Here is a 25,124-nt window from a genome sequence, read left to right as displayed (position 1 = left end):
GTGTACTAGTTAAATAATACACTGATACAAATATTTTGTAAATACCCATTTAATTACAAAAAAGTTCTATCCATTTGCTGGATAGAACTTTTTAAACAGAACTCGTTATACAAAAATAATAGTGTTATGTAAACAAATCCATAAAGAAAAGCTGTCTTATCAATGAATAAGACAGCTTTTCTTTATGAGTATATATTAAAAATCAAACACGAAGTCATCATCAGCTAACTTTTCAACGTTCGTTGCTTTTACGTAACCATTCCCTTTTACAGAGAAGAAATCATGGTTTTTCGTATCTGTACGTAAACCATTTAAAACGATTGGGTTAATTTCTTCTTCTTCAAACTTCGGCTCAAGTCCTAAGTTCATAAGTCCTTTATTCGCATTGTAACGAACGAAACGATTTACATCCTCTACAAGACCGATAGAAGTGTAAATTTCTTCTGTGTATGCCATTTCAATTTCATATAGTTCCATTAATAACTCTTGTGTTTCTTTTTGCACTTCTTGTTGATCTTCTGCAGAAAGTTCTGCGAAGAGTTGTTGTGCTAAAATACCGACGAATACGCCGTGAATTGACTCATCACGAATTATTAGGTTAATAATCTCACCACTTGCTGTCAATTTACCTTGACCTGCTAAGTAAAGTGGGTAGAAGAATCCACTATAGAATAAGTAACTTTCTAAGAATACACTTGCTACCATCGCCATGTATAACTCTTTTTTCGTTACTTCAGGCTTTAATAAACGACGATAGTAACTAGTAACAATACCAGCTTTTTTCTCAAGTAATGGATGATTGTCTACCCATTCAAAAATATCATCAATTTCTTCTTCAGTAGCTAACGTTGTGAAAATATGACTGTAACTCTTCGCATGTACTTCTTCCATAGCTCCCATGAAAGCTAATACACTTTTCGCTTGTAAATTTTCAAGATGAACAAGTACAAGTGGCATCCCTTCGCCACCTTGTTTCGTATCTAAAAGTGTTAAACCACCTAATACACGCTTATAAGCAACCTGCTCTTCTTTTGATAATTGTGCCCAAGTATTTTTGTCAGAAGATACTGCGATTTCTTCTTCTGTCCAAAACTGAGCGATGTTTTGCTTCCAAAACATTAAACTAAAATCATCTTCTTTTTTGTTCCAGTTTACCGCACGCATTCAATCGCCCCTTCTCTAAATAAACATGAAAAATTGATAACTAAGCATGAGCAGGGTTCAGAAAACCCTGCTCATGATGTCTCACTTTTTATATTAAACGGTACAAGCTACGCACTCTTCCACGCTTAACTTACGTGTTCTCGTATAATAAAGACTCTTTAAGCCTTTTTTATGTGCATAGATGTAGTAACGTGCTAATTCACGTGTTGAAATATCACTATTAACGTAAAGAATTGTACTAATTCCTTGGTCAATATGTTCTTGGATTTCTGCGATTAAATCAATTAATTTAAACTGATTCATATCGTAAGAAGATTTATAGTACCAGAACGTATCTTTTGATAAATACGGCATTGGATAATATGTCGTCGCATTCGCATATGTTCTTGATTCGATTTGACTTACGATCGGCATTACGCTTGAAGTTGCATTTTGAACGTAACTGATAGATTGTGTTGGAGCGATGGCAAGACGGTATGAATTATATAATCCATTCTTCTTCACTTGCTCTTTTAAACTTGTCCAATCTTCTTTTGTTGGAATATGAATTCCTTCAAATAGTTGCTGAACTTTTTCAGTTACTGGGCTGTAATCTGTCGTTTCGTACTTTTCAAAGTATGTGCCATTCGCATAATCAGACTTATCGAAGTCTTTAAATGTTTCGCCTTTTTCTTTAGCGATTTCCATACTTTTCTCAATAGAGTAGTAATTTAACATCATAAAGAATGTACGAGCGAACTCTTTTGCTTCTGCACTTTCATATGCGATTTTGTTTTTTGATAAATATCCGTGTAAGTTCATTGCGCCAAGTCCAACTGAATGAAGCTCATCATTTGCTTTTTTCACAGTTGGTGCATTCGGAATGATCGTCATATCAGACACAGCTGTTAAAGCTTCCATTCCCGCATGAACAGCTTCACGAATTTCTTTATTTTCCATTACATTTACGATATTTAACGATCCTAAATTACAGTTAATATCACGACGGATAATATCATCTGTACCGTAATCATTTATTTCAGAAGTTTCTTGAAGCTGGAAGATTTCTGTCTCGAATGTTCAACCGAGTCCGCTACTCCTCAGTCCGTTGCTCATGCAACTGCTGTATGTCACCATACAGGACAGACTATATCATCACCTACAGCATTACCTGATTAGGTGCTCCGCTTTTCGAACGCCAATCGCTTGCGCTCTACTCCCATAAGGGATAGTCGTTAGGCTTTTACTTATCTTACATACTTCAGAAAGTCTCTTATTACTTTATGTTGTCCCATAACTCTGCTATACAAAATAATAAGATACATTCTGAACTTTTATATTTTCATTCTAAGATAAGATTTAGCACGGTAGGTTACCTCAAATTTGAGGCTTTCCCCGTTTAACGGAGTTTTCGACTAGCATTTCTACTAGAAGGTGCTACATATTTAACACAAGTTCGACATCTTCACAGTTCCAATATCCTTCAGTGGATGTTGGTTATTTGCATTTGATTTAAACATTAAGTATGGGTAACCAGACTCAAGCTGAATCATAGCAATTTTAATAAGCATATCACGTGCACTAATATCTAGCGGCTTCTTCTTCACTTTCGGATTGCTCATTAATTCATCGTACATTTCATCAATGTCTATATCATCTAAATGCTTTCCGTATTCTTTATACACCGTATAAGGCGCGAAAACATGGAAAGGTTCGTTTTTCTCAGCAAGCTCAAAGAACTTACTTGGAACGATAATTCCGATTGATAGAGACTGAATACGGCTCTTCTCATCGGCATTTATTTTTTTTGTATCAAGGAATTCAATAATATCCCAATGGAAAATGTTTAAGTATACTGCGCCGGCACCTTTTCGTTGCCCAAGTTGATTTGCATATGAAAACGAATCTTCAAGTAATTTCATAACAGGTACTACACCACTTGCAGCGTTATCGATACCTTTAATTTGCTCACCGCGTGCACGTAGCTTAGACAAGTTTAAAGCTACTCCACCGCCGATTTTTGATAATTGCATTGCAGTATTAATGTTAAAGCCGATTGAATTTAAGCTATCATCCATCTCTAACAAGAAACAAGACACCATTTCTCCTCTTCTGCTTCGTCCCGCATTTAAAAAGGTTGGTGTCGCTGGTTGGTAGTTTTGTTTTACAATCATGCTTGCGAAGTGTTTTGCCTTCGCAACATCACCGCGTCCTAAGTATAATGAAACAATTGCTACACGATCTTCATAGCTTTCTAAGTATTGTTTTTGATCATTTGTTTTTAACGCATAATCTTTGTAGAACTTAGATGCTGCCATATAAGATTGGAACTCGAAGTTTTCACCATAAGCGATGTTATATACCTCTTCTACTTCCTCCAAGCTATACTCGTCCAGAACGTTGTAATAGTAATCATATTCTTTCATATACTCCATTCGCTCTGCCACGCTATTAAAATGAACGGTATTTTCTCTAGCTTCTTCCATAAAGACTTCTAATGCCTCTTTATCTTTATGAAGCTGATAAAAACCGTCCTGCATTTGCGTGATTTCATTATTCAGTTCAATGTGTCGCAATCTCCCGCACCCTTTCCTTAAAATATTCTACATCATTATTTGTTCCTGATAACTCAAATTTTGATACAATAGGCACTTCATATTTAGCAGAAATTTTGTCAGCACTTGCACCGAACATGTCTCCCCAGTTACGATTGCCGCTTGCAGATACGCCTTTTAATTTTTCATTATTGCGCTCTAAAAATTCTAAAACACGTTCTGGTACATTGCCAAAACCTGTTGTATACGTAATTAAAACAAAGTCTTCATCTATTACTAGATCTTCACCAATTTGAACGGCCGGCATATTTAATTTGTGAATGAAACGCTTCACGTTTCCTGTCATAGAATCATATGCAACTATCATTTCCGACCCTCCCTCTCCAATCTATACTCTCTGTATGTTGTTTCTTGATTTCTCTATATATTGTATTACGTTTCAAAATAAGACACAAGATATATGTATAAATTCTTTCTTTTTTTAAATTTTACTTTTCGACAAGACAGTCGATTTTTTTCAATACAATGACTATGAAACAACATTCTAAAACTCATGTCAATAAAGTGCTTTTCAAAAAAGTTGTCAACGAATTTAACCTTATTTTTAAAAAAGTTACCAATATATTTTGTCATAAAACGGCAAATGCTGGAGGAATATATTTCTCCAGCATCACGCAAAAAAGAACAGACATGAAACGATAATCTGTTCTAAAAAACGATTACATTTATCAGTGTTACTTTATTAAATATTATACATATACTTTCGGTTCGCGTTACATACTAAAAGATAACTATTATAGAAAAAGATTATTATTATGGAAATTCAACTTATTTATGAAAAGATTATTCTGAGTGCTCAATGCGCAAAATATCTTTTACAAATATATGATGTGGATTTTCATCTTTATCAATCATTGTACATACAGGAGCTTCTTCATCAAAGTACACAATCATTCCTTCTACGTACTGATATGTATGTTGAACTTGTACGGTTACTTTAATTTCTATAGCCTCTTCATATGCTCTTTTTATTTTCTGAAGCATTTTTGCCGAACACTTTCGTTTCTCTGGATACATGACCATCCCCATAAACCTATTGCCAGCTCTATCTTTCCACATATAATCCCAATGCGGTAATATGCCTTGTTTAAAATCGCCCATAATTCCCCTCCCTATATTCTTCTAGTTACGAACGTGGCGTTTCTGAATATGTATAAATTACTTGTCCGCCGCGCTGTGCGTTCCCAATAATATGTTTAAAATCTTCTCGACTTACTACAACTTCTCTGAACGTATAAAATACATCTTTCGTAACAACATACTCCTTTATTTCACCATTTTTCAGCTGATCCAAAATTGCATTTGCTAATTCTTTATCCATGTATTTCACCTCTATGCAATATTTTATTTTATCGTATATTCTATAGGTCAACAACTGTAAAATTATCCAGGTGCTATACCTTCATTTCATTTTCATTATTTTTCAAAAAAGATCTCTTTAGTATATGTCCACTAAATATCATATACTAACATAGCTACTTCTCTATATCAATCATTTCAGCATTCAATTATGCAAAGTTCCATACCACTATGCTACAATATATAAATAGAATTAGGAGGGATACTATGATTCGGAAAGCAAAAAAGACAGATGCGAAGGCAATTGCACCTTTATTATATAACGCTCTGCACGAAATTGCTGAAAAAATCACAGGCAGCAAAGTTGAGACAGAAGTATTACTAGGACTTGAAACATGGTTCTCAAAAGAGAGAAATCGACTGAGCTATGAAAACTGTTTTGTATATGTACAAGACGGGGTTGCAGTTGGGGTTATTGTCGCTTATCACGGTAGTGAAGCAACAAGTCTTGATGCACCAATTGTACATTACTTAAGAGAATTACATAAAGATGAATCAATTACATTAGAAAAAGAAGCTGAACTTGATGAATATTACATTGATACATTATCAGTTTCAAGTGCATATGGCGGAAAAGGAATCGGTTCTCAATTAATTGAAGCTGCTGAAATCCATGCAACTGAAAAGGAGCATGAAAAAATCGCATTACTTGTTAATTTAGAAAACAAACGTGCCTATTCACTATATGAAAAACTAGGTTATAAAAAAGATCAAATCGTTATGCTTGTAGGCGAACCTTATGCACACCTCGTAAAAACATTAAACATCAAAATTTCTATATCTTAAAAAGAAAGCACACGATTTATATATAAATCGTGTGCTTTTATGTTAATTTTGTATTTAATATATTTCCATCCATCGCTTCGTGGAATGTATAGGTTGTACATCCCCATGGCTTCCTATGTAAAATAGGAGAACCAGACCATCCCATCGCTCTCAGCTCCGCACCAACCATTGCATTAATGTAATTATGACCTACAAGAGCAATACTTCCATGTACGAGAGCATAACGGTGTAATAAGTAAGCCGCTTGCCTTGCCCTCTCTCTTACTTCCTTATAAGACTCAACACCTTTATGGTAACCAAGTATCCATAATGTTCGCCCGATAAACATCCATACGTTAGGTTTACATTTCAACCATGTTGGAGCATAAAAATTCGTCGGAATTTCAGCTTCCCTAAAAAGAGAATTTTGCATAAAAGATAAAGAATTCATTAATTCAGCTGCTGACTGTATAGCACACCTTTGATCACTCGTTACAATCAACTTTGCTGCTTCAACCGCTTCCATTGTTTCCATTGGTATAGGTGCTTTTTCTGTTATAGTATGTAAGTCATATCCTTTCATCCATTCATGAAAGGATGTAACCGTCATTGGTTCTATAGTACGATCTAAGCGGCCATGACGAATAAAAGAAATCTTCATTCTTTCCACTCTCCATTCATCACTTACGAACTCTATTATGTACTATTTTTACATATCATACCACGCAAAAAAAGAAAGTTATACACCTTTACATATCCCCACCACTCTCATGTGTGACCCCAGCATGTATACCATCCATCCCATCAAAATATGTAGTCGTTTCATGATGACGAATCTTTTTTAAATTTATATAAGAAAATACAAATAAAGTTAATGCTATAACACTCCCCACAAATTCAAACATCATTTTACCGCCTCTAATTTCTCCCACTTTAGTAGGTTATTGTATTTTTTCATTATACCCCTATATAAAGATGCGCGCATTTAAACCGTTCTTTTTTTCTAATAACTTGGAGTTCTTGCATATTTTCTTACAAAATGTGAATATTTTTCGAATTTTTACTTTGGAAACATTTACAAAATAGACAATATGGTTCAAAATAAGAGGAAATAAAAAAAACCCAAAATTATTCTTTTTTTGGAAAACTGTAACAAGGAGAGTTGCTTATGCAGATCGCAGAAACTGGAGATATCATTGAATTTAAAGGTGGAATGCAAGGCCGTGTTCAAAAAGTAAATCAAAACTCCGTTATTGTAGATATAACAATTATGGAAAATTTTAGAGAACTAGATATGGAACCTCTTACAGTTGTAAGTCATAAAAACTATACTGTCATTAATCAAAATGCATAATATAATAGAAAGAAAGGATCTGTATGTTATACAGATCCTTTCTTTCTATTATATATTAACGATTATCAATTGTTTCTGGATATAGATCATGGTTCATCATACGGTAGTCTGCCATTTGTTCATACTTCGTGCCTGGGCGACCGTAGTTGCAGTAAGGATCAATTGAAATCCCTCCACGTGGTGTGAATTTCCCCCATACCTCAATGTAACGCGGATCCATTAATTTAATTAAATCATTCATAATAACGTTCATGCAATCTTCGTGGAAGTCACCATGATTGCGGAAACTAAATAAATATAGCTTTAAAGATTTACTCTCTACCATTCTTTGTTCTGGAATGTAGCTAATATAAATTGTTGCAAAATCTGGTTGACCTGTTTTCGGACATAAACTTGTAAATTCAGGGCAATTAAATTTCACAAAATAATCACGGTTTGGATGATTGTTATCAAATACCTCTAAAATTTCTGGGCTATATTCAAATAAATATTTTGTATTTTGATTTCCTAATAAAGTTACATCTTTTAAATCTTCATCTAATCTTCCTGCCATTTTAAACATCCCTTCTCATTATACTCCGCGTTTATTTCCCCATACTAACGCATGAAGCTGTGGCAATACTTTTGCATTATTCATTTCTTTACAGTTAACCGCTTTTTCAATAAGCCACTCGTATTTATCTAATAATTTTTTAATCAACATCGCATCATCCACAGTTTTTGTATCATCATTCCCTACTTGTAAGAAGAATGGAACATCTGGATAACGTTCGTGCATCTTAACTGCATACTCAAAGTCATAATCGTCAAATACTACTACCTTTAAACTAATATCTTTTCCTGCTAGTTTCTGAATAACAGCATCTAACTTCTGAAAATCAGTATTCATCGTCGAACTTGGTGGTTTTGGAGAAATCGTTATCTCATCAATTTGAAGTAGCCAATCTTGCCATTTACTCCCTTGCGTTTCGATTGCCGTCCGCATTCCATTCTCTTTTAATATAGAAAGAAGAAACTCAATATTTTTCAACAATGCTGGATTTCCACCTGAAATCGTAACATGAGAAAAATTTTCGCCACCAATTTCTACAAGCTCGTTCCAAACGTCCTCTGCTGTCATCTGTCTAATTTGTTCCTTAGCCGATCCATCCCACGTAAAAGCAGAATCACACCATGCGCAACTATAATCACAGCCAGCTGTACGGATAAACATCGTCTTTTGTCCCACAACCATTCCTTCACCTTGAATGGTCGGACCAAATATTTCTAAGACAGGGATTTTACTCATCGAGCATCCACTCCCGTCTTACTTCCGCATAACTAGTTGGCGTCTCGAAAAGACGAACAAATTCAACACGAGCTCCTTTATATTCGTTCGCACGATTATCTTTTAGTAATGCTTCTGCCATCTTTTCATAAATCCAAACGACCATGTTTTCTGCAGTCGTATTCATTGCTGGTAACGTTTCGTTTAAATAACGATGGTCTAAATAAATTTCTATTTCATTCTTCCAAATTTCTTTTATATCTCCAAAGTCAATCGCAAGACCTATTTCATTTACATATCCACTAATCCCAAATACAACTTTATATGTGTGACCATGTAAGTTTTTACATTTCCCTTCATAACAGTGTAAATGGTGTGCTGCATCAAATGTAAATTCCTTGCTGACCATTACTCTTTTATTATGATATTTGAGCTGTTTACGCTGAATATCCTTGTCCATTTTTTGCAAATTTTCTACGATGCGAAATCCAAATAAATTATCCATTAGTTATTTGCTCCTTCGCGTTCTTGTAGGTACGTATCTAATCCTGCTTTACGAAGCTGACATGCTGGACATTCACCGCAACCATCACCAATGATTCCGTTATAACATGTTAATGTTTTTTCTCGAACAAACTCGAATGCTCCAAGTTCATCTGATAATTTCCATGTTTCCGCTTTATCAATCCACATAAGTGGTGTATGAATTACGAACGGATAATCCATGGATAAATTTAAAGTAACGTTTAACGATTTCACAAACACGTCACGGCAATCTGGATAACCACTGAAATCAGTTTCACATACACCAGTTACAATATGACGTGCTCCAACTTGTTTTGCTAATACAGCAGCAAATGATAGGAATAGTAAATTTCGTCCATCTACAAACGTCGATGGCAATTCACCTTCTTCATGTGTAATCTCCATATCCGTTCTCGTTAACGCATTTGGAGCGAGTTGATTTAATAGACTCATATCTAGCACCGTATGTTTAATTCCTAGCTCTTTCGCAATTTCCGCTGCACAATCAATTTCTAGTTTATGACGTTGATTGTAATTAAACGTTACAGCTTCTACTTCTGCAAACTGCTCTATTGCCCAAAATAAGCATGTCGTACTATCTTGTCCTCCACTAAAAACAACAACTGCCTTTTCTTTTTTCATTTCACTCATTCTCCTTCTCTACTACGAATAAGAAGAAAGAACGTTCTTGAACTGTCACAATAAAAAAACAAAACAATACCTAAAGATATTGTTGTTTCCATAGTTTTTTATAGAGGGAGTTCGCGAACCTCTCCCGTGCAATGCACGGAATTCCTTCTTTCATTGACAAAGCTTATTGTAACATATTGTATACTACCAGAAAAAATTTCTGATTTTTCCGCTATTTTTCATTTCATTTCTTTCATTTTATAGTATGATGAATTTAATGCGAGAAGAGAGGAGGCACCCCACTGAAACCCTTTATTATTTATCTCTTTCTAAATATATTATTCATCCTTGTTACAATGCTCGTATACCATTTATTTTGGAATCAAAAAGGGAAACGTTCTCCTAAATTAAATTCAGCTATATTTATTGCATTATGTTGCCTCGCTACCATACTATGTATTACTTTCGGAGCAAAAACAAATTATGGATTTCAATTTGATATGCGCCATATCGTATTAATTGTCGGTACATTAACAGGGGGCCCTATTGCTGGTGCTTCCATCTTAACTGTATTAAACATATACCGCTTCTTATTAGGGGGAATAGGTGTTTTTCCATCCCTTATCGCTTCGGTTCTACTGTTTATTGTTCTACTATTAACATACAAACTCTTTAACCGAAGTTCTAATCGAATAAAAATAGCACTCGCTATCTTTTACAGTCTCATATTTAGCTTGGGCTGGGTACCTTCTTTCCTCTCAGAGGTTACAAATAGCGCCGATTACATACCCCATATTATCGTGTACGAAATATGTACAATAATTGGAACAATCCTTATTTTATATTTGCTACACATACTACAAATGCAAGTTCGTCTTCAAAACGAACTTATGAATGCCGAAAAATTCCATTTAATTGGAGAAATGGCAGCGTCCATCTCTCATGAGATTCGCAATCCATTAACTTCAACAAAAGGATTTTTACAACTCTTGCAGTCAAATACATGCACTGAGCAAGAGCGAAAATTATATATCGACATAGCCATCAACGGAATCGAACAAGCAAATCATGTTCTTACAGACTACTTAACTTTCGCAAAACCAAGTATTGAAAAAGAACAACAGTTACAAGTAGAGGAAGAATTATTGCATGCCTTATCTTTAATCACACCTCTTGCTAATTTAACAAATGTTCGTATCCACTATATCAAACAAAGTACATCTTTCTATATCGCTGGTGAAAAACAGAAACTAAACCAATGTTTATTAAATATTTTAAAAAACTGTATTGAGGCAATGCCTACAGGCGGTGATCTCGTACTCACTTTAGTTCCAGACCATAAGCATATACAATTGTATATAAAAGATACAGGAGTTGGTATGGATCAAGAACAAGTAAAACGCCTTGGATCCCCTTTCTACTCAACGAAAGAAAAAGGAACTGGTCTTGGAATGATGGTCGTATTCAGTGTTATTCAAGCTATGAACGGAAAAATTGATATTATAAGCGAAAAAGGTACAGGTACAACCTTCTTATTAACTTTTCCACTCATACAAAAAACGTGATGAAATACTCATCACGTTTTTTCTGTTCCTTCAACTAATTCAGCAAAGGCTTTCACTTTACCATGTGGTTTTTGATTTTCTTTACGTGCTTTCCACGCGCGCTCTTCTTCTTTCTTTTTCTTGGACATACTTTTCAACTCCTTCTGTTCTTTCTCCATGTAGTATTCCAAAATAAGAAAGAAAACTATGCACGTATCAAAAAAGAAGTGGTCTCCCACTTCCTTCTAATTATCGTTGCAAAATTGCGTGTTTCGCCTCTTTTAACTGCGTAAGATGTCTTTGTTCATGCAAATCAAGAAATTGAATCCACTGATACAAATTCAAATCGTTAAAAATAGGATGCTTTAATCCATTTTCAAATAAATCTTTTTCATCTATCACACTATGAAGCGCGTGTAATAGTTCTTGTCGTGAATGTTCTAGTAATTGAATTCCTTGCTGTTTTTTCATTAACGTTTCTGTTGGTTCCATTTGCTGAGGAGCTTCTCGTTTATGTGTGCGATCAAGCGTAAGTTGGAGGTCTTTAAATGGAGTCGTGTTTCTTTCATTTTTTTGTAAAGCATATACAAGGGCAGATGTAACTGATTGTTCAACTAAATGCAAGTGATGCAAAATTTGAATAATACTCCATTTATCACGGCGTGGCTTTACATTCACTTCTGTATCATTTAACATTTCAATTTCTGATAATAGCGTGCTTCGAGTAGACTGTAATGAGTTCACCAAACTTTCTAAACTCACATCCATATTAGATTGAAGCATACTTCTTTCCCCCCTTTTTGTTGGTGAAAAGAGGTGCTCCTTATTAGAAACACCTCTTTAGTATTCTGAATTTTCTTTTATTATCTCATCATTTTCTCGTTATGTCGATGTTAAACATGTGAAAAAAAGCGCATGTTTTTTACAATTTTGTGTCGTCAATCGCACGTAGCCACGCTTCAATTTCTGTAATGACACTTTTCACACAGCCTTCAGCAAATGGTGATGTTAAATTTGCAACTTCTACTAATTCCAAGAATGATTTACTTCCACCTTGTTGACACAGATTCACATAATCTTCCCATGCCTCTTGTCTATTATCTCTTGCACGTTTCCAAAATTGCAGTGCACAAATTTGTGCTAATGTGTAGTCGATATAGTAGAACGGCGAGCTATAAATATGTCCTTGACGTTGCCAGAATCCACCGCGCTCTAAATAATCATTATCTTCATAATCACGATGCGGCAAATACTTTTTCTCTATATTACGCCATGCTGTCTTACGCTCTTCTGGTGATGCTTCTGGATTTTCATATACATAATGTTGGTATTCATCAACAGATACACCATACGGTAAAAACAGAAGTGCTGAACTTAAGTGAGAGAAATAATATTTATCTGCATCTTCTTCAAAGAATGACTTCATCCATGGCCATGTAAAGAATTCCATACTCATAGAATGAATTTCACATGCTTCATACGTTGGCCAATTGTATTCTGGAATTTCAAACTTACGACTTTCATATACTTGGAAAGCGTGACCAGCTTCATGTGTTAATACATCAATGTCGCCAGATGTTCCGTTGAAGTTTGAGAAAATAAATGGTGCTTTATAATTCTCAATATATGTACAATATCCGCCACCAGCTTTTCCTTTTTTCGCAACTAAATCTAATAAATCATTATCTAGCATGAAATTGAAAAATTCATCCGTTTCAGCCGATAACTCTTTATACATCGTTTTCCCATGATTAACAATCCAATCCGCATCTCCTTTTGGAGTTGGATTACCAGTAGCAAACTCAAAGTTTTCGTCGTAATATGCTAACTTCTCTACACCAATACGTGCTTGTTGTCGTTTTCTTAACTCCGTTGTAACGGGAACGATATAATCTAGTACTTGCTGACGATAATTCGCCACCATTTCCGCATTATAATCTGTACGGTACATTCTTGCATATCCAAGTTCAACAAAGTTTTTGAAACCTAAAGATTTGGCGATTTTCGTTCTCACTTTAACAAGCTCATCATAAATACGATCTAACTCTTCCTCATTCTCAGCTAAAAATCCGTAATATGCTTCACTTGCTGCTTTACGTTCACTTCTTTCTTTCCCTTGCATAAACGGAATCAGTTGCGATAACGTTCTTTCTTCTCCTGCAAAGTCAATTTTTGCAGATGCTAATAACTGTGTATATTGTGAAGACAATTTATTCTCTAATTGTAAATCTTTCACAACTTCATCAGAGTATGTTTTCAAATCACACTCCGCTAAAGCAAATAATTGCTTTCCATAATACGCTTCTAATTCTTCACGGAATGGAGAATGAATTAACGCATTATAATACTTTGTACCATATCCTTGTACAACTGGAGAGAATTCATCAAAGAAATCTTGCTCTTCCTTATAAAAAGCATCTGTCGTATCAACAGAATGACGAATGTAACAAAGGTTCCCCATTGTACCGAAGTCGTTGCGAATTTCGTTAATTGAATTGATGACTTGTTTTTGTTCTTCTACCGTTTTTACGTTATCAAACTTCTCTAAAGCAACGGTAAACTTTTCTTTTAATTCTTCAATATTTGGCCGTTTATATTCATAGTCTTTAAATGACATGAACGAGCCTCCTCTCCATTATGTGCATCCTTACTATAATTCAATGCTTACTTACAAATCTCCTCTTATTCTTTAACAAAATACGGCAGATGCTGTCATAATTACATGTAAACAAAAGAACCTTGGATTTCTTTATCCAAAGCTCTTTTGGAACATACTATTATTTTTCATATTTTCCAATCTTTTTTAATAGAGCAAGTAATTCATCCTTTTCCTCTTTCGTTAACATTTCAAAAGAATGATGTATAACTTGCTCATGCCCTGGAAAAATAGAAGCAATAAAGCTCTCTCCAGATTCAGTTAGTTGTGCATAAATAACACGTCTGTCATTCGGGCACGGAATTCTCTTTACTAGTCCCTTTTTCTCTAGCTTATCTACAACATATGTAATGCTGCCACTAGCTATTAAAATACGCTCACCAATTTGCTGAAGTGGTTGACCGCCTTTATGATATAACAGTTCTAATACAGCAAATTCAGTTGGATTTAACCCGTTACTTTGTATAGATTTATTTGTAGTATCCATAACAGAACGATGTACACGAGATAATGCAATAAATACTTTTAAAGATTGAGAAATATCTTCTCGTTCATTATTTGATGTCATACAACTTTCAACCCTTCACTTAAATTCTCAGTAATAAATAGAAAAAACAACTTAGTACTTCATGTGAATTCCGAATGAGTATTCACTCATTCATTTCCTCTCCCCAAATATAGTATGAATGATTCTTGAATAAAAACATGACAATTTTAACATAGTTTATATATAATGATAATAAAAAAGAAGGAGTACCAAATTTGAAAGTCAAATTCCACAGCATAGTTTTATATATAGTTCTTGTTATCCTACCAACGATAGGGATTGGTGCTACATTTTATTCATATCATTCTTATAAAATGAAGCAGGAAAACAAACTATCTGCTCACACGGTTCTCTTTTTATATAGAGACTATTTAGATCATCACCTTGGTGAAGCAATTTCCGCATTAAAAATGCTCTCAAAGGTCGTAGGAACCGAGACTGGAAATATAAATGAAGTTAAACAAATTGTACATGATACAGATGGAAACGATGCACGTTTTTCTGGTTTATATTACGCTACACCAGAAGGAATCATTACAATCGCATCTGAAGGCGACCGGCCACCTGTTGATGTCTCAGATCGCAAATATATTCAAGACGTATTGCAAACGAAGAAAACAACTGTATCATCAGTCATTACAGATCGTGTTCTTGGACATCAAGCTATTATGATTGCTTCTCCCATTTTCAATAAACAGAAGGAAATCTCAGGCTTATTGTTAGCAAGTTTACGCTTTGACTACATTTCAGCATCTTTAAATGCCATTAAGCCACAATATCATTTTGAAGTAACTGATAAACATGATGTAGTTTTTCTCACCGATGATAATAACGAAACAAGTGATGCGCATTCTAATATGCTTACTACCCCACTCAAAAGATTAAATTGGAAGGTCTCTGTTTCTCCATTGCCTATCCATCAAAAAACTTTATATCAGTGGGTTGCAATAGAGTGTATAGCTACTTTATTTTTAATGTCTATTTTATTTTTACTTGCTCAATATATGTTGTTAAAACGTCAAACAAAACTGGAAAGACAACAAAATGAACTACAAAAAATTGAATTAGTTGGAACTTTTGCAGCTAGTACAGCCCACGAAATCCGTAATCCTCTTACCGGAATTAAAGGGCTCGTCGCTCTATTAAAAGAGAAATATAAAGATGAACAAGATCAGTTTTATTTTTCCATCATCGAACAAGAAATAGAACGGATTAATGAAATTGTAAGCGAATTTCTTATTCTTGGAAAGCCAACTGCTATCATTGAACAAACATATGATGTGAGAACCATTCTAAATGAGGTAGCATTAATTATTCAATCTGAGGCGAATCTACATAACATTGTATTCCATTTACATTTGCCAGACCATCCTGTTCATATCCGTTGCTCAAAAGACCATATGAAACAAGTGGTTTTAAACATTACAAAAAATGCAATTGAAGCCATGAATTCTGGTGACACACTGACCATTTCCGTAACAAACAATGAGACACACGCACAATTGAAAATTACAGATACTGGAAAGGGAATTCCGAAACATATTCAAAAACACCTCTTTCATCCGTTCTTTACTAATAAAGATACTGGAACCGGTCTTGGACTTGTCATATGTAAACGAATTGTAGAGATGTACAATGGGCATATTTTTATTGATAGTATAGAAAATGAAGGAACGACAGTTCATATCGAAATTCCGTTACACCTAGTATAATTATCCTTATCCCAAAAGGGTAATTATACTTATTTCATAAAACCAGCCACAAGCATTCGCCAAAAATTACTTGATTTCCCTTCATACCCAATTTGAAAAATAGGTACCTTTATAATTGATAACCATTTTGGTGTTTGTTCTTCTTTATAACACTGGTACTGTAAAATAAGCTTGTCCAATTCTTGACTCACTTGAATTGTCTCCATACTATTTAACCCACTTGTTAAACCTAATTGAATCATTTCTTCACGTTTCATATGAATATCACGTGAAAGCTTTTCTAATGTGTACTTCCTTTTTACAGTAAACATCCATATCCCCCTTATTATACTTCCGTGCTCTCGACTTTACTTCTCCATCGGCCTTTTAACTACTTAATCATATTTGAATTTGAAGAATCAGAAAATTTAACATTTTCTCCCTGTAATTTACAAATCTTTACCCTCACTTTGAGAATTATTACAAATTATTCTATCTTTGTAAATACATTCGCAATAATAGACATTTTTTTCATCTTCTTTTTTTACAAATACCAATTAAATAGCGGATTCTCTATTTTCCATATACTTTTCTTCGACATTTTTTGTTTAATTTATATAAAAACGCAAAACATAATGATGATTGATAAATTGAAATTTAATCATTGAGGATTTTGTCCATTCCTCACTGCTCGCAAATAGCGGGATAAAATAGAAAGGAAATATTTATATGCGCAAATATACGATTGCATTGCTTATATTTACTATGTTTTTACCATCCTTCTTGTTTCCTGTTCAAGCAAAGGCCCATACAAACAAAGTCGCTATTGTCATTGATGACTTCGGCAATAATATGAAGGGGACTGATAAAATGTTATCACTTCCTATTCCACTGACTGTTGCCGTTATGCCTTTTCTCCCTTCCACAAAGGAAGATGCGATAGCGGCTCATAAGAAAGGGCACGAAGTTATTATACATATGCCAATGGAACCTATTAAAGGTAAAAAAGAATGGCTTGGACCAAAAGCAATTACAACTGATTTAAGCGACGAAGAAATAAATAACCGACTCGAACAAGCGATTCAAGAAGTACCGCATGCAATTGGCATGAACAATCATATGGGATCAAAAGTGACCGCGGACGAAAGAATTGTACGACTTATACTTGCAGCTTGTAAAAAACACGGTTTATTTTATTTAGATAGCAAAACAAATCCTAAGAGTGTTGTCCCAAAAATCGGGAAAGAATTAGGAGTGCCTATTATTGAAAATCAATTATTTTTTGATGATGTATATACGGCGGCACATATTTCAAAACAAGCCCAATTACTCATTAAAAAACTTCAAGAAAAACCGATTATGGTAGCTATTGGACACGTTGGACCTCCAGGTGAAATTACATCACGTGTTATAGAAACTTCTATTCCTAACATTCGCGCGCATGCAGATTTTATTTTTTTATCTGATTTAGCACTATCTCCACCTCCTGTTTCAAAATAAGATTCATTACTCACACTAAAAAGGTACCAATCTGCATATAGCAAATTGGTACCTTTCCTTTTCACCTTAAATATAATCTACATGACTCACCCTGAATCCTTTTTTCTCTATTTTTTCGATTAATTGCTTTAATCTTTTTTCATTTAACTCATCTGCTATATTTACGATAACGCGGCGAATATATTGATCACCGTTATCTAGTGTAAATAATCCACCGATATTAAATGCTTTCAACAATGTCCCAAGTTCTTTAATCGTTCCCTTACAATCTTGTGTTGCAATTGTTAATATATAACCACCCGTCCGCATACCGAATGAATCTTCAATAACATCAAAGATATTGGAATGCGTTAAGATACCGACAAATTCATTATAGTCATTTAGCACAGCTAAAAATGGAAGTCGACGAATAACATAAAATGCTCTAAAAAAAGAATCCTTTTCAAAAATAAATGCGGAGGAATCTCCCAGCATATGTTCCGCACTTAATTTCTCTAATCCGCTATTACACTTCTTTTCTAAAAGATCTACTTTATAAATAATCCCTATGAATTTCTTTTCATCTTCTGCTAATACAGGGATTGCTCGAAATCCCGTTTCATTCATAATGTGCAAAGCCTCTTCACCTGAATCGTTCATTTTGCAAAATGTTACTTGCTGTTTTGGCAGAAAATGATATTTAACTCGCAAAATATGTTCCTCCTTACATGTCAACATGTAATCTATATATAATAAGGAGACCTATATTTTATGAGTGAAATTATTTTTAAAACGCCTTCATTTTTTATTGACTTGTAACGACATCACAAACATTTTATATAACAGAGCTCTTTGCACCTTTTATCATTAACAACTTTACATGGTAATTCATTAAATATTCTATACCCTCTAGCCATTTTTTCGCTTCTTCTGGAGTTTTCCCCCACACAATCATGCCATAATTATGAACAAGAACTACTCCTCCACCTTCAATAAAATTCGGTACATTATTTTCTAATAAATCAGCAAATTTCTTCTCATCTTCTACAATGGGAATTGTCATTTCTGTTATACCTTCTTTTCCAAAAACACGTTCCACACTACGTTTATCGAATGTTACTTCCCCTTCTTCTCCATATAACTCTGATATTAAATGACTATCTACAGTCTGCACTTGTAAAATACATTCTGCACTACTTTTTTTATAAATATCCGCATGCATAAACGATTCTGCAGCTGGTTTTTCTTCATTTTCAAATACTGGCTCACACATACAATTAACAACAATAAAGTCTTCTTCTGAAAATAACCCTTTATCTCTTCCCTCAACGTTTATTAAAAAAGTTAACGGCTCTTTTGACGTACAGAGTGATAAACTAATTTTTGTACCATAAAACCAATCACGAAGTGCCAATTCAGATTTCACATCTTTTAATTCATTCCATTTTTTTAGAAAAAATAACATTTCGTCACCCCCGGCATAATATTTATATAATGTTCGAATCCTTTCTATGTAAAAGGAGTATTTTTTGATTATTCTAAAAATTTAATTGAATTATCACATGATAACGCCTTTTTGTCAATATAGTTTCATAGCTCTTCTTTAAAATGGGCCATCCATATATCTATACTTCTGTCTATTCCCTATTTCATTTTGTACATAAAAAATACGTTATTCTTTTTAAATCAAAGAATAACGTATTTTCTCATCTTTTATTTCTTTATTGCGTTATATAAAAACTGTGCATATTGTTCACGTGTTACGAAATCATCACCTAAAAAATTTCCTTTTCCATCACCTTTTGATATATTATTATCCGCTAAAGCTTTCACATAGCCTTCTGCCCAATGACCTTTTGGCACATCAGTAAAGCTCTCTACACTCTTTTCATTTCCCTTTAACTGAAATACTTTTTGTAATACTACTGACATTTCGTATCGAGTTAATACTCCATCTGGACGGAACTCCCCAGTACCATCTCCTTGCATAATTCCAGCTTGCGCAACTGTGGCAATCTCTTGCTCAAACATATGCCCTTTCGTATCTGTAAATCTCTCTTTCTGCTCTACTTTATTTTCTAATTTCAAGTACCTTTGTACTAAAGACGCAACTTGTCCACGAGTAATACGATCCCCAAATCCAAATTGTCCATTTCCATATCCCTTGAAAATATTTTCTTTCGCTAAATAATGAATTGCTTCTTCTGACCAATGTCCTTTTGGTACATCTTTAAATTCTACTACTTCTACTTTTTCATCTTCTTTAGAAGTATTGTTTTCTTTAGAATTGTTGTCCCCTTTACTTTCTACTACATTTTGAATTACAGATCCTGTAAAGAAAATACCTGTATCTGCAAATGGATCTTTCACTCCAAATTCATATACTTTCTCACCTGGTGTACTCCATTTCACTACACCATTACTATACGTACCACCATCACTCTTCAGACGGATTTTTGTAGATACCTCGCCGTCTTTTTCGTATATAGGTACTTTTACTTCTTTATTTACTTCTGTATCCTCTAGAAAGACTTTTTGGTTTTGAACATTAATATAAGCCTTCTTACTTAGTTCTATTACTGGTCTAACATCGCGGATTTCATTTGCAACAAAACTTAAATATACTAACTTATTCAACTTACTAACTGGCGATAAGTCTGAAATATAATTTGCTTCTAAATCAAGTTTTTGTAAGTTTACTAGATTTGATAATGGAGTAATATCCTTTAACTCATTATTAGGTACATCTAATTCTGTAAGCTGAGTCATTTTAGCAAGTGGTGTCACATCTTCAATTTGATTTTTACCGATAAATAATTTATTTAATTGATTCATTTGATCAATACCCGATAAATCTTTAACTTTATTACGCGTTAATACTAAATCTTTTAAAGGTAATGAATATAACGGTTTAATATCTTCAATTTGATTACCTGCTAAAGTTAAGTATGTTACATTTTTCAACGCGCTTAATGGAGCAACATTCGTAATTTTATTATTTGCTAAATTCAAGTAATCTAGTTGTTCCATTTTCGCTAATGCTGTTACGTCTTCTATTTGGTTGCCTGATAGATATAAACTTTTTACATTTTTCATTTCAACGAGTGGTGCAACGTTTGTAATTTTATTATTACTCAAATCAAGAGATGCTACATTATCCAACTTAACAAGTGGTGTTACATCTGAAAATTCATTACCACGCAAAGCTAAATGATTTAATTGCTTTAAATTCGCAAAGAACGACGGATCTGTTATCTTCGCATTCGCAACTGTTAAAGATTTTAAATTTGGCATATATTTTAATGCACTATAATCAAGAATCTCATTCGTGTTTAAAAACAAGTCCTTTACTTGTAATAACTCCTCTTTCGTAATTGGTGTATTTAAATCTTTTCTATTAAATACTTTTTTATTAACAAGTTCTCTTAATTTGTTATCTGTTATCATATTTTGACTATCAACTGGATGATCCGTTTCCGTATTGCCTGAATTAGAGTTATCATCTGGTTTCTCTGTTTCTTTGTCACCTACAGTTGGATCTTTAATTTCAAATTGAACTTGATATTTGTGATCATATCCGATGGCCGGAATAAGTATATGCATTTGCATATTATGCTTCTTCTCAAATTCGCCAATTTCAAATTGGACCACTTTCGTTCCATTTTTCCTCTTATCTTCTGATAAAACTTTCACATCTTGAAATACACCAGGTTGGTTTTTATCCTCTATTCTAAGATATTGAAAATAATCGCTATCTTGTATTGTTACAGTAACGATTTTTTTCCCATCTTCAATTGCTACTTTAGGATTTTTTATGTACTGAGAAACCATAGATGGCTCATCTTTTTGATCCTTATATATTTTAATCTCAGTATCGTATGTACGTTCACTAGCTGCTGCCACCGACTGGTTTGCTTCAGCTTTTAGTGCTGCTAATGCTGGAGTAGAGTATGTAGCAAATGGAATTGCTAATGTTGTGGCTACTACTAGCGCCTTAATATAACTTTTTTTCAAAATAATATCCCCTATCATATATAATTTTCATAATTGATAAATGTTATCAATTATCTACAAATAAATGATAATGAATATCATTATCAATGTCAATGGTAATATTACACTAAGTTTATATTTCCAAAGATAAAAAATAAAAAACCCTTTAATCAAAGGGCCTTTTTACCTAGCGTATGAAGAATTTCACTTTTTTCTTTTTCATTAATAAAACCAATTTTTTGCAAAATATTTGCATACAATACAAGTTTATTATATATCCGTTCTGACATGCTTCTCCCTTCTTTCCTTCGACCAACTTTTTTTGTATTGGTAAATTATATGAAAGAGATGAGAAAATGTGTCCACTTTTTGCATACATACAAATCTTTTATCCCGCTATTTGCGGACAGTAAAACTCCCACCTCAAAAACAGGTGGGAGTTCAATTTATTTAGCAAATTGTCCATTGAATATTATGATTTTTGACTTCCTCTTCAAAACTATAGGGCATTTTCTTATCACAAATTACATGTTGAATACGTGAAAATGCTGCTATTCGATAATTTCCTTTTACCCCTACTTTTGTATGATCACATAAAATATATGTTTTCTCCGCTAATTTCAGCATCGCTTCTGACAGTTTCGCCTTTTCTAATTCAAAACTAGAAACCCCAAAACCAGGTAACAATCCATCAATCGAAACGAATGCTTTATGAAAATGAAATTGCTGGATTACTTGCTGTGAAATAGAACCTGACACACGTGAATGCTTTGGAGATACTTTTCCACCAATAAATAAAACTTCACCGTGAAACATCTTTTTATTAATAGAAGAAATTAATTGTGTAGCTACTGGAAATGAACTTGTTACAATCGTTAAATTTTTACGATGAACAAGATATGGCACCATTTGAAGTGGTGTACTTCCATCATCAATCGCAATCACATCCCCATCTTCCACAAACGTTGCTGCTTTATACCCAATTCTCTTCTTCTCTTCTATATGCAGCATCTCTCGTTCTAACATTGGTGCCTCTATTCTAGCTCCCGGAAGTTGGACGGCTCCACCATACACTTTCTTCAACTTCTTTTCACGATCCAATTCTTCTAAATAACGACGAATCGTCTCTGTTGATACAGCAAACTCTCTCGCTAACTCTGAAACTTTTACTTTCCCTTTAAACTCTACCTTCTCAAGAATGGTTCGCTTTCTTTCTTCACCTACTACAGACATAGCTTCACCCCATTGATTTCTACCTCATACACTGCCTTACTTATACAAAGTTCTAACTTTCTTTTTCAGTTAAAATTTCTTCATGAATATGAACACCACGCTTTTTTAGTTCATCAAAAATAATTTGTGGATTTACAAAAGCTTCCTCAGGTGTCACAACACCAACTTTATTTACATTCCCTTTTGCGATTAACTCTGTAGCAATCCCAAATGGAATACCGACGTTTCTCGTATAAGCTCTTAATTTTTCCCACCCTACAACAGAACCATCAGATAACGGGTGTGTATGATATAATATGTGCCTTTGTTTCTCATTATTTTTCATACCTATTACTTCTACATGAAGTGCATAACCGTAAATTTCTGTTTCTTTCCCTTCTTTCGATTGCAATAAATACTTCGAAATACAATCCATAATACCAATTTCTTTCCCATTTATGTCAACCAGATCATTACGCAATATACCATAATCATATAAAGCACGTACGAGCTGCATATTTTGCTTTGGCCAAGTTCCTCTCGTCTCTATCAGTTTGACGCCTTTATTTTCTAGTGCTTTTGCTAACGTAATCGTTTCAGAATGCGGTATTATATACTGCGTTGCCTTACCATAAGGCGCCGGTAATTCAATTTCTCTTGGACGTGCAAACGGAGGTACTTGCTTAAACTCACCATCTTCATATACTGTACGCGATGGTAAATGTGGATCATATTCATATGTCGTTGTTTCTGTAATTGATGCAGAAAAAGCAATTGGACGGTACGAGCCATGACTTACACGTACTGACTCTACAGTATCTAGCTGATTTGCTGCATGCATTGCCATCATTTGCGTTACACCTGGCGTCATACCAAAACCAGGTAAACACGTTTTTTCATTTTGAGCAAATATAGAATGAGATTCATTTTCTTCACCAAATCCATTCAAATTCACACCGTGACAACCCGCTTCTGCAATACATCGAGTAGACAATCCATTTAACTTAATTGTCGTACCGTCCATTACAATGTCATAACCTTTCATTTTTGCAACCGTATCCTCGTGATTCGTTACATCTACTTTCACAAAATCAACACGAGGATCGTTGAGCCATTCTACTACTTTCAGGCCCTCTTCTTCATTAAAATCAGCTACTGTAATCGCCTCAAAAGATGAAAATTGCACTAAATCTAAAATTGCTTCACGACAAATTTTACCTGCTCCCCCTAAGCAAAATACTTTCAACCTATAACAACTCCTTTAGCAATACTATCAACTAAGCGATGGATATCTGCCTCATGTACATCACCGATATTTCCAATGCGGAATGTATCTACTTTTGAAATTTTACCTGGATAAATAACAAACCCATCGCACTTTAATTCATTATATAACTGCCCAAAATCAAACCTCTCTTCTGGATAAATGAAGGATGTAATAATAGGCGATTGATATTTTTCATCTACTAGTGGCTTAAATCCGATTTCTCTCATTCTATTCACTAATATTTTTTGATTGTTATAATATCGATTGTAACGCGCTTCTACTCCGCCTTCTTTTTCTAATTCAAGTAGTGCTTGATAAAAAGCGTGTACAACATGTGTAGGTGACGTAAAACGCCATTTCCCATTTTGATTTTCCATCGTTTCCCACTGATCAAATAAATCTAATGATAATGAACGTGCCTGCCCTTTACATTTCACCAATTCATCGCGCTTTGCAATAACAAAGCCGAATCCAGGAACCCCTTGAATACATTTATTCGCACTACTAATTAGAAAGTCAATTTGCAACTCAGCGATATTTATTTCAATACCACCAAAACTACTCATTGCATCAACTAGTGTTACTTTTCCGTATTGCTTCCCTAATTTACATACATCTACAATTGGATTGATAATACCTGTTGTTGTTTCACAATGAACAACTGCAATATGTGTAATCTCTTTATCTCGTTGCAATATCTTTTCTACCTCTGCAATATTAGTAGGCTCCCACTCTTCTGTTTGACTGACCACGACATCTATATGTAACAGCTCTGCCATTTGTACAATTCGCTTACCGTACGCACCATTTGTACATACGAGCAGCTTTCCATTTTTAGGAACGACAGATCCAATCACTGCTTCAACTGAAAACGTACCGCTTCCTTGCATGAGAACAGTTGTATATGTCTCTTCTTCCTTCGTTGCTAACGATACAAGCTTAGCTCTTACCTCTTGTACCATTTTGTTATATTCAGCATCCCACGTACACCAATCGTATAACATAACTTCTTTTACTGTTTTGGTTGTTGTTAATGGTCCAGGCGTTAATAATAAATAGTGATTTTCAGTCATGATC

Annotated in this window: 27 protein-coding genes, 1 pseudogene and 1 riboswitch; of the genes and pseudogenes, 5 read left to right on the top strand and 23 right to left on the bottom strand. The window is 34.2% G+C overall.

Annotated features, from left to right (window positions below; genetic code table 11):
• Positions 1-195: 195 nt before the first annotated feature.
• From nrdF to ykzS, 6 genes and pseudogenes are all read right to left on the bottom strand, one after another.
• Positions 196-1,164 carry a class 1b ribonucleoside-diphosphate reductase subunit beta gene (gene nrdF, locus ACSG5Z_RS19425; RefSeq protein WP_048544989.1) on the bottom strand — a complete coding sequence of 323 codons (969 nt, stop codon included), beginning with the start codon at positions 1,162-1,164 and terminating at the stop codon, positions 196-198.
• 93 nt (positions 1,165-1,257) lie between these two features.
• The gene (locus ACSG5Z_RS19420) at positions 1,258-2,208 is read right to left on the bottom strand and encodes a ribonucleotide reductase barrel domain-containing protein (protein ID WP_306295567.1); all 951 of its coding nucleotides are present in this window, start codon (positions 2,206-2,208) and stop codon (positions 1,258-1,260) included.
• 383 nt (positions 2,209-2,591) lie between these two features.
• A pseudogene (locus ACSG5Z_RS19415) lies at positions 2,592-3,719 on the bottom strand (ribonucleotide reductase barrel domain-containing protein); the annotation flags it as partial.
• Complete coding sequence (gene nrdI, locus ACSG5Z_RS19410) at positions 3,706-4,065, bottom strand: class Ib ribonucleoside-diphosphate reductase assembly flavoprotein NrdI (protein ID WP_000634376.1); 360 nt, start codon at positions 4,063-4,065, stop codon at positions 3,706-3,708. The gene nrdI and the pseudogene ACSG5Z_RS19415, both read right to left, overlap by 14 nt.
• 476 nt (positions 4,066-4,541) lie before the next feature.
• On the bottom strand, positions 4,542-4,859 hold the full coding sequence (locus tag ACSG5Z_RS19405; protein ID WP_000502198.1) for a hypothetical protein: 318 nt from the start codon (positions 4,857-4,859) through the stop codon (positions 4,542-4,544).
• A 25-nt stretch (positions 4,860-4,884) separates the two neighbouring features.
• A complete protein-coding gene (gene ykzS, locus ACSG5Z_RS19400) occupies positions 4,885-5,079 on the bottom strand; it encodes a protein YkzS (RefSeq protein ID WP_000356682.1) in 195 nt (64 codons plus the stop codon).
• 245 nt (positions 5,080-5,324) lie between these two features.
• On the opposite strand from ykzS, the gene ACSG5Z_RS19395 reads away from it, so the two are divergent.
• Complete coding sequence (locus ACSG5Z_RS19395; RefSeq protein WP_137011045.1) at positions 5,325-5,903, top strand: GNAT family N-acetyltransferase; 579 nt, start codon at positions 5,325-5,327, stop codon at positions 5,901-5,903.
• Positions 5,904-5,940: 37 nt separating this feature from the next.
• Here the strand turns inward: ACSG5Z_RS19395 and ACSG5Z_RS19390 are convergent, their stop codons facing one another.
• Both ACSG5Z_RS19390 and ACSG5Z_RS19385 read right to left on the bottom strand, forming a co-directional pair.
• Positions 5,941-6,543, bottom strand: a complete 603-nt coding sequence (locus ACSG5Z_RS19390) for a histidine phosphatase family protein (RefSeq protein ID WP_075308623.1) — start codon at positions 6,541-6,543, stop codon at positions 5,941-5,943.
• A gap of 88 nt (positions 6,544-6,631) precedes the next feature.
• Positions 6,632-6,787 (bottom strand): hypothetical protein, encoded by a 156-nt coding sequence (locus ACSG5Z_RS19385; protein ID WP_002096778.1) that lies wholly within the window; start codon positions 6,785-6,787, stop codon positions 6,632-6,634.
• A 263-nt stretch (positions 6,788-7,050) separates the two neighbouring features.
• Here ACSG5Z_RS19385 and ACSG5Z_RS19380 point away from each other — a divergent pair, with 263 nt between their 5' ends.
• Positions 7,051-7,236 (top strand): YkvS family protein, encoded by a 186-nt coding sequence (locus ACSG5Z_RS19380; RefSeq protein WP_001165081.1) that lies wholly within the window; start codon positions 7,051-7,053, stop codon positions 7,234-7,236.
• Positions 7,237-7,291: 55 nt separating this feature from the next.
• On the opposite strand, the gene queF is transcribed toward ACSG5Z_RS19380, so the two are convergent.
• Genes queF through queC form a run of 4 tightly spaced genes read right to left on the bottom strand, consistent with a single transcriptional unit; the run spans position 7,292 to position 9,670 of the window.
• Positions 7,292-7,789 (bottom strand): preQ(1) synthase, encoded by a 498-nt coding sequence (queF, locus tag ACSG5Z_RS19375; protein WP_000918895.1) that lies wholly within the window; start codon positions 7,787-7,789, stop codon positions 7,292-7,294.
• 18 nt (positions 7,790-7,807) lie between these two features.
• Positions 7,808-8,524, bottom strand: coding sequence for a 7-carboxy-7-deazaguanine synthase QueE (gene queE / locus ACSG5Z_RS19370; protein ID WP_000036302.1), 717 nt, complete (start codon positions 8,522-8,524; stop codon positions 7,808-7,810).
• Positions 8,517-9,008, bottom strand: a complete 492-nt coding sequence (gene queD / locus ACSG5Z_RS19365) for a 6-carboxytetrahydropterin synthase QueD (protein WP_087984816.1) — start codon at positions 9,006-9,008, stop codon at positions 8,517-8,519. Before queD ends, queE begins: the two co-directional genes overlap by 8 nt.
• Entirely contained in the window at positions 9,008-9,670 is a 663-nt protein-coding gene (gene queC / locus ACSG5Z_RS19360; RefSeq protein ID WP_000711595.1) for a 7-cyano-7-deazaguanine synthase QueC, read from the bottom strand. Before queC ends, queD begins: the two co-directional genes overlap by 1 nt.
• Positions 9,671-9,763: 93 nt before the next feature.
• Positions 9,764-9,807, bottom strand: a riboswitch (PreQ1 riboswitch).
• A 207-nt stretch (positions 9,808-10,014) separates the two neighbouring features.
• Between queC and ACSG5Z_RS19355 the strand changes: the two genes are divergently transcribed.
• On the top strand, positions 10,015-11,223 hold the full coding sequence (locus ACSG5Z_RS19355; protein WP_088062582.1) for an ATP-binding protein: 1,209 nt from the start codon (positions 10,015-10,017) through the stop codon (positions 11,221-11,223).
• An 11-nt stretch (positions 11,224-11,234) separates the two neighbouring features.
• On the opposite strand, the gene ACSG5Z_RS19350 is transcribed toward ACSG5Z_RS19355, so the two are convergent.
• The 4 genes from ACSG5Z_RS19350 to ACSG5Z_RS19335 form a co-directional block, all read right to left on the bottom strand.
• Complete coding sequence (locus tag ACSG5Z_RS19350) at positions 11,235-11,351, bottom strand: DUF6254 family protein (RefSeq protein ID WP_000038254.1); 117 nt, start codon at positions 11,349-11,351, stop codon at positions 11,235-11,237.
• A 100-nt stretch (positions 11,352-11,451) separates the two neighbouring features.
• Positions 11,452-11,985 (bottom strand): DinB family protein, encoded by a 534-nt coding sequence (locus tag ACSG5Z_RS19345; protein ID WP_435711987.1) that lies wholly within the window; start codon positions 11,983-11,985, stop codon positions 11,452-11,454.
• A gap of 139 nt (positions 11,986-12,124) precedes the next feature.
• Complete coding sequence (locus ACSG5Z_RS19340; protein WP_087984813.1) at positions 12,125-13,819, bottom strand: M3 family oligoendopeptidase; 1,695 nt, start codon at positions 13,817-13,819, stop codon at positions 12,125-12,127.
• A gap of 160 nt (positions 13,820-13,979) precedes the next feature.
• A complete protein-coding gene (locus tag ACSG5Z_RS19335) occupies positions 13,980-14,426 on the bottom strand; it encodes a MarR family winged helix-turn-helix transcriptional regulator (RefSeq protein ID WP_087984812.1) in 447 nt (148 codons plus the stop codon).
• A 194-nt stretch (positions 14,427-14,620) separates the two neighbouring features.
• Here ACSG5Z_RS19335 and ACSG5Z_RS19330 point away from each other — a divergent pair, with 194 nt between their 5' ends.
• A complete protein-coding gene (locus ACSG5Z_RS19330) occupies positions 14,621-16,117 on the top strand; it encodes a sensor histidine kinase (RefSeq protein WP_435711986.1) in 1,497 nt (498 codons plus the stop codon).
• Positions 16,118-16,146: 29 nt separating this feature from the next.
• Here the strand turns inward: ACSG5Z_RS19330 and ACSG5Z_RS19325 are convergent, their stop codons facing one another.
• On the bottom strand, positions 16,147-16,428 hold the full coding sequence (locus ACSG5Z_RS19325; RefSeq protein ID WP_435711985.1) for a Spo0E family sporulation regulatory protein-aspartic acid phosphatase: 282 nt from the start codon (positions 16,426-16,428) through the stop codon (positions 16,147-16,149).
• Between the two features lie 397 nt (positions 16,429-16,825).
• Between ACSG5Z_RS19325 and ACSG5Z_RS19320 the strand changes: the two genes are divergently transcribed.
• Positions 16,826-17,596, top strand: coding sequence for a divergent polysaccharide deacetylase family protein (locus ACSG5Z_RS19320; protein ID WP_046958227.1), 771 nt, complete (start codon positions 16,826-16,828; stop codon positions 17,594-17,596).
• Between the two features lie 66 nt (positions 17,597-17,662).
• Here ACSG5Z_RS19320 and cbpA read toward each other — a convergent pair whose 3' ends face one another.
• From cbpA to phnW, 6 genes are all read right to left on the bottom strand, one after another.
• Positions 17,663-18,286: a cyclic di-AMP binding protein CbpA gene (cbpA, locus tag ACSG5Z_RS19315; RefSeq protein ID WP_048545012.1), complete on the bottom strand. Its 624-nt coding sequence runs from the start codon at positions 18,284-18,286 to the stop codon at positions 17,663-17,665.
• Positions 18,287-18,410: 124 nt separating this feature from the next.
• A complete protein-coding gene (locus tag ACSG5Z_RS19310) occupies positions 18,411-19,040 on the bottom strand; it encodes a class II aldolase/adducin family protein (RefSeq protein WP_048545015.1) in 630 nt (209 codons plus the stop codon).
• Between the two features lie 248 nt (positions 19,041-19,288).
• Positions 19,289-21,589, bottom strand: coding sequence for an NEAT domain-containing leucine-rich repeat protein (locus ACSG5Z_RS19305; RefSeq protein WP_435711984.1), 2,301 nt, complete (start codon positions 21,587-21,589; stop codon positions 19,289-19,291).
• A gap of 429 nt (positions 21,590-22,018) precedes the next feature.
• Complete coding sequence (locus tag ACSG5Z_RS19300; RefSeq protein WP_435711983.1) at positions 22,019-22,801, bottom strand: DeoR/GlpR family DNA-binding transcription regulator; 783 nt, start codon at positions 22,799-22,801, stop codon at positions 22,019-22,021.
• 52 nt (positions 22,802-22,853) lie between these two features.
• Positions 22,854-24,026: a saccharopine dehydrogenase family protein gene (locus tag ACSG5Z_RS19295; RefSeq protein WP_435711982.1), complete on the bottom strand. Its 1,173-nt coding sequence runs from the start codon at positions 24,024-24,026 to the stop codon at positions 22,854-22,856.
• Positions 24,023-25,120, bottom strand: coding sequence for a 2-aminoethylphosphonate--pyruvate transaminase (gene phnW, locus ACSG5Z_RS19290; protein WP_435711981.1), 1,098 nt, complete (start codon positions 25,118-25,120; stop codon positions 24,023-24,025). The genes ACSG5Z_RS19295 and phnW overlap by 4 nt, the downstream gene beginning before the upstream one ends.
• Positions 25,121-25,124: the final 4 nt, after the last annotated feature.

This window comes from Bacillus pretiosus (assembly GCF_051294775.1).
Classification (GTDB): domain Bacteria; phylum Bacillota; class Bacilli; order Bacillales; family Bacillaceae_G; genus Bacillus_A; species Bacillus_A wiedmannii.
This window is presented reverse-complemented; position numbering and strand designations above follow the sequence as displayed.

What these genes read in the sequence shown, in the direction of transcription:
- ACSG5Z_RS19395 (WP_137011045.1), top strand. Translation starts at nt 5,325, where the DNA reads ATGATTCGGAAAGCAAAAAAGACAGATGCGAAGGCAATTGCACCTTTA.
- ACSG5Z_RS19385 (WP_002096778.1), bottom strand. Translation starts at nt 6,787, where the DNA reads ATGTTTGAATTTGTGGGGAGTGTTATAGCATTAACTTTATTTGTATTT.
- ACSG5Z_RS19405 (WP_000502198.1), bottom strand. Translation starts at nt 4,859, where the DNA reads ATGGGCGATTTTAAACAAGGCATATTACCGCATTGGGATTATATGTGG.
- ykzS (WP_000356682.1), bottom strand. Translation starts at nt 5,079, where the DNA reads ATGGATAAAGAATTAGCAAATGCAATTTTGGATCAGCTGAAAAATGGT.
- ACSG5Z_RS19350 (WP_000038254.1), bottom strand. Translation starts at nt 11,351, where the DNA reads ATGTCCAAGAAAAAGAAAGAAGAAGAGCGCGCGTGGAAAGCACGTAAA.
- phnW (WP_435711981.1), bottom strand. Translation starts at nt 25,120, where the DNA reads ATGACTGAAAATCACTATTTATTATTAACGCCTGGACCATTAACAACA.
- queC (WP_000711595.1), bottom strand. Translation starts at nt 9,670, where the DNA reads ATGAAAAAAGAAAAGGCAGTTGTTGTTTTTAGTGGAGGACAAGATAGT.
- queE (WP_000036302.1), bottom strand. Translation starts at nt 8,524, where the DNA reads ATGAGTAAAATCCCTGTCTTAGAAATATTTGGTCCGACCATTCAAGGT.
- ACSG5Z_RS19310 (WP_048545015.1), bottom strand. Translation starts at nt 19,040, where the DNA reads ATGTTATTTTTTCTAAAAAAATGGAATGAATTAAAAGATGTGAAATCT.
- ACSG5Z_RS19345 (WP_435711987.1), bottom strand. Translation starts at nt 11,985, where the DNA reads ATGCTTCAATCTAATATGGATGTGAGTTTAGAAAGTTTGGTGAACTCA.
- queF (WP_000918895.1), bottom strand. Translation starts at nt 7,789, where the DNA reads ATGGCAGGAAGATTAGATGAAGATTTAAAAGATGTAACTTTATTAGGA.
- queD (WP_087984816.1), bottom strand. Translation starts at nt 9,008, where the DNA reads ATGGATAATTTATTTGGATTTCGCATCGTAGAAAATTTGCAAAAAATG.
- ACSG5Z_RS19380 (WP_001165081.1), top strand. Translation starts at nt 7,051, where the DNA reads ATGCAGATCGCAGAAACTGGAGATATCATTGAATTTAAAGGTGGAATG.
- ACSG5Z_RS19340 (WP_087984813.1), bottom strand. Translation starts at nt 13,819, where the DNA reads ATGTCATTTAAAGACTATGAATATAAACGGCCAAATATTGAAGAATTA.
- ACSG5Z_RS19300 (WP_435711983.1), bottom strand. Translation starts at nt 22,801, where the DNA reads ATGTCTGTAGTAGGTGAAGAAAGAAAGCGAACCATTCTTGAGAAGGTA.
- ACSG5Z_RS19390 (WP_075308623.1), bottom strand. Translation starts at nt 6,543, where the DNA reads ATGAAGATTTCTTTTATTCGTCATGGCCGCTTAGATCGTACTATAGAA.
- nrdI (WP_000634376.1), bottom strand. Translation starts at nt 4,065, where the DNA reads ATGATAGTTGCATATGATTCTATGACAGGAAACGTGAAGCGTTTCATT.
- ACSG5Z_RS19320 (WP_046958227.1), top strand. Translation starts at nt 16,826, where the DNA reads ATGCGCAAATATACGATTGCATTGCTTATATTTACTATGTTTTTACCA.
- ACSG5Z_RS19325 (WP_435711985.1), bottom strand. Translation starts at nt 16,428, where the DNA reads ATGTTTACTGTAAAAAGGAAGTACACATTAGAAAAGCTTTCACGTGAT.
- nrdF (WP_048544989.1), bottom strand. Translation starts at nt 1,164, where the DNA reads ATGCGTGCGGTAAACTGGAACAAAAAAGAAGATGATTTTAGTTTAATG.
- ACSG5Z_RS19335 (WP_087984812.1), bottom strand. Translation starts at nt 14,426, where the DNA reads ATGACATCAAATAATGAACGAGAAGATATTTCTCAATCTTTAAAAGTA.
- ACSG5Z_RS19355 (WP_088062582.1), top strand. Translation starts at nt 10,015, where the DNA reads ATGCTCGTATACCATTTATTTTGGAATCAAAAAGGGAAACGTTCTCCT.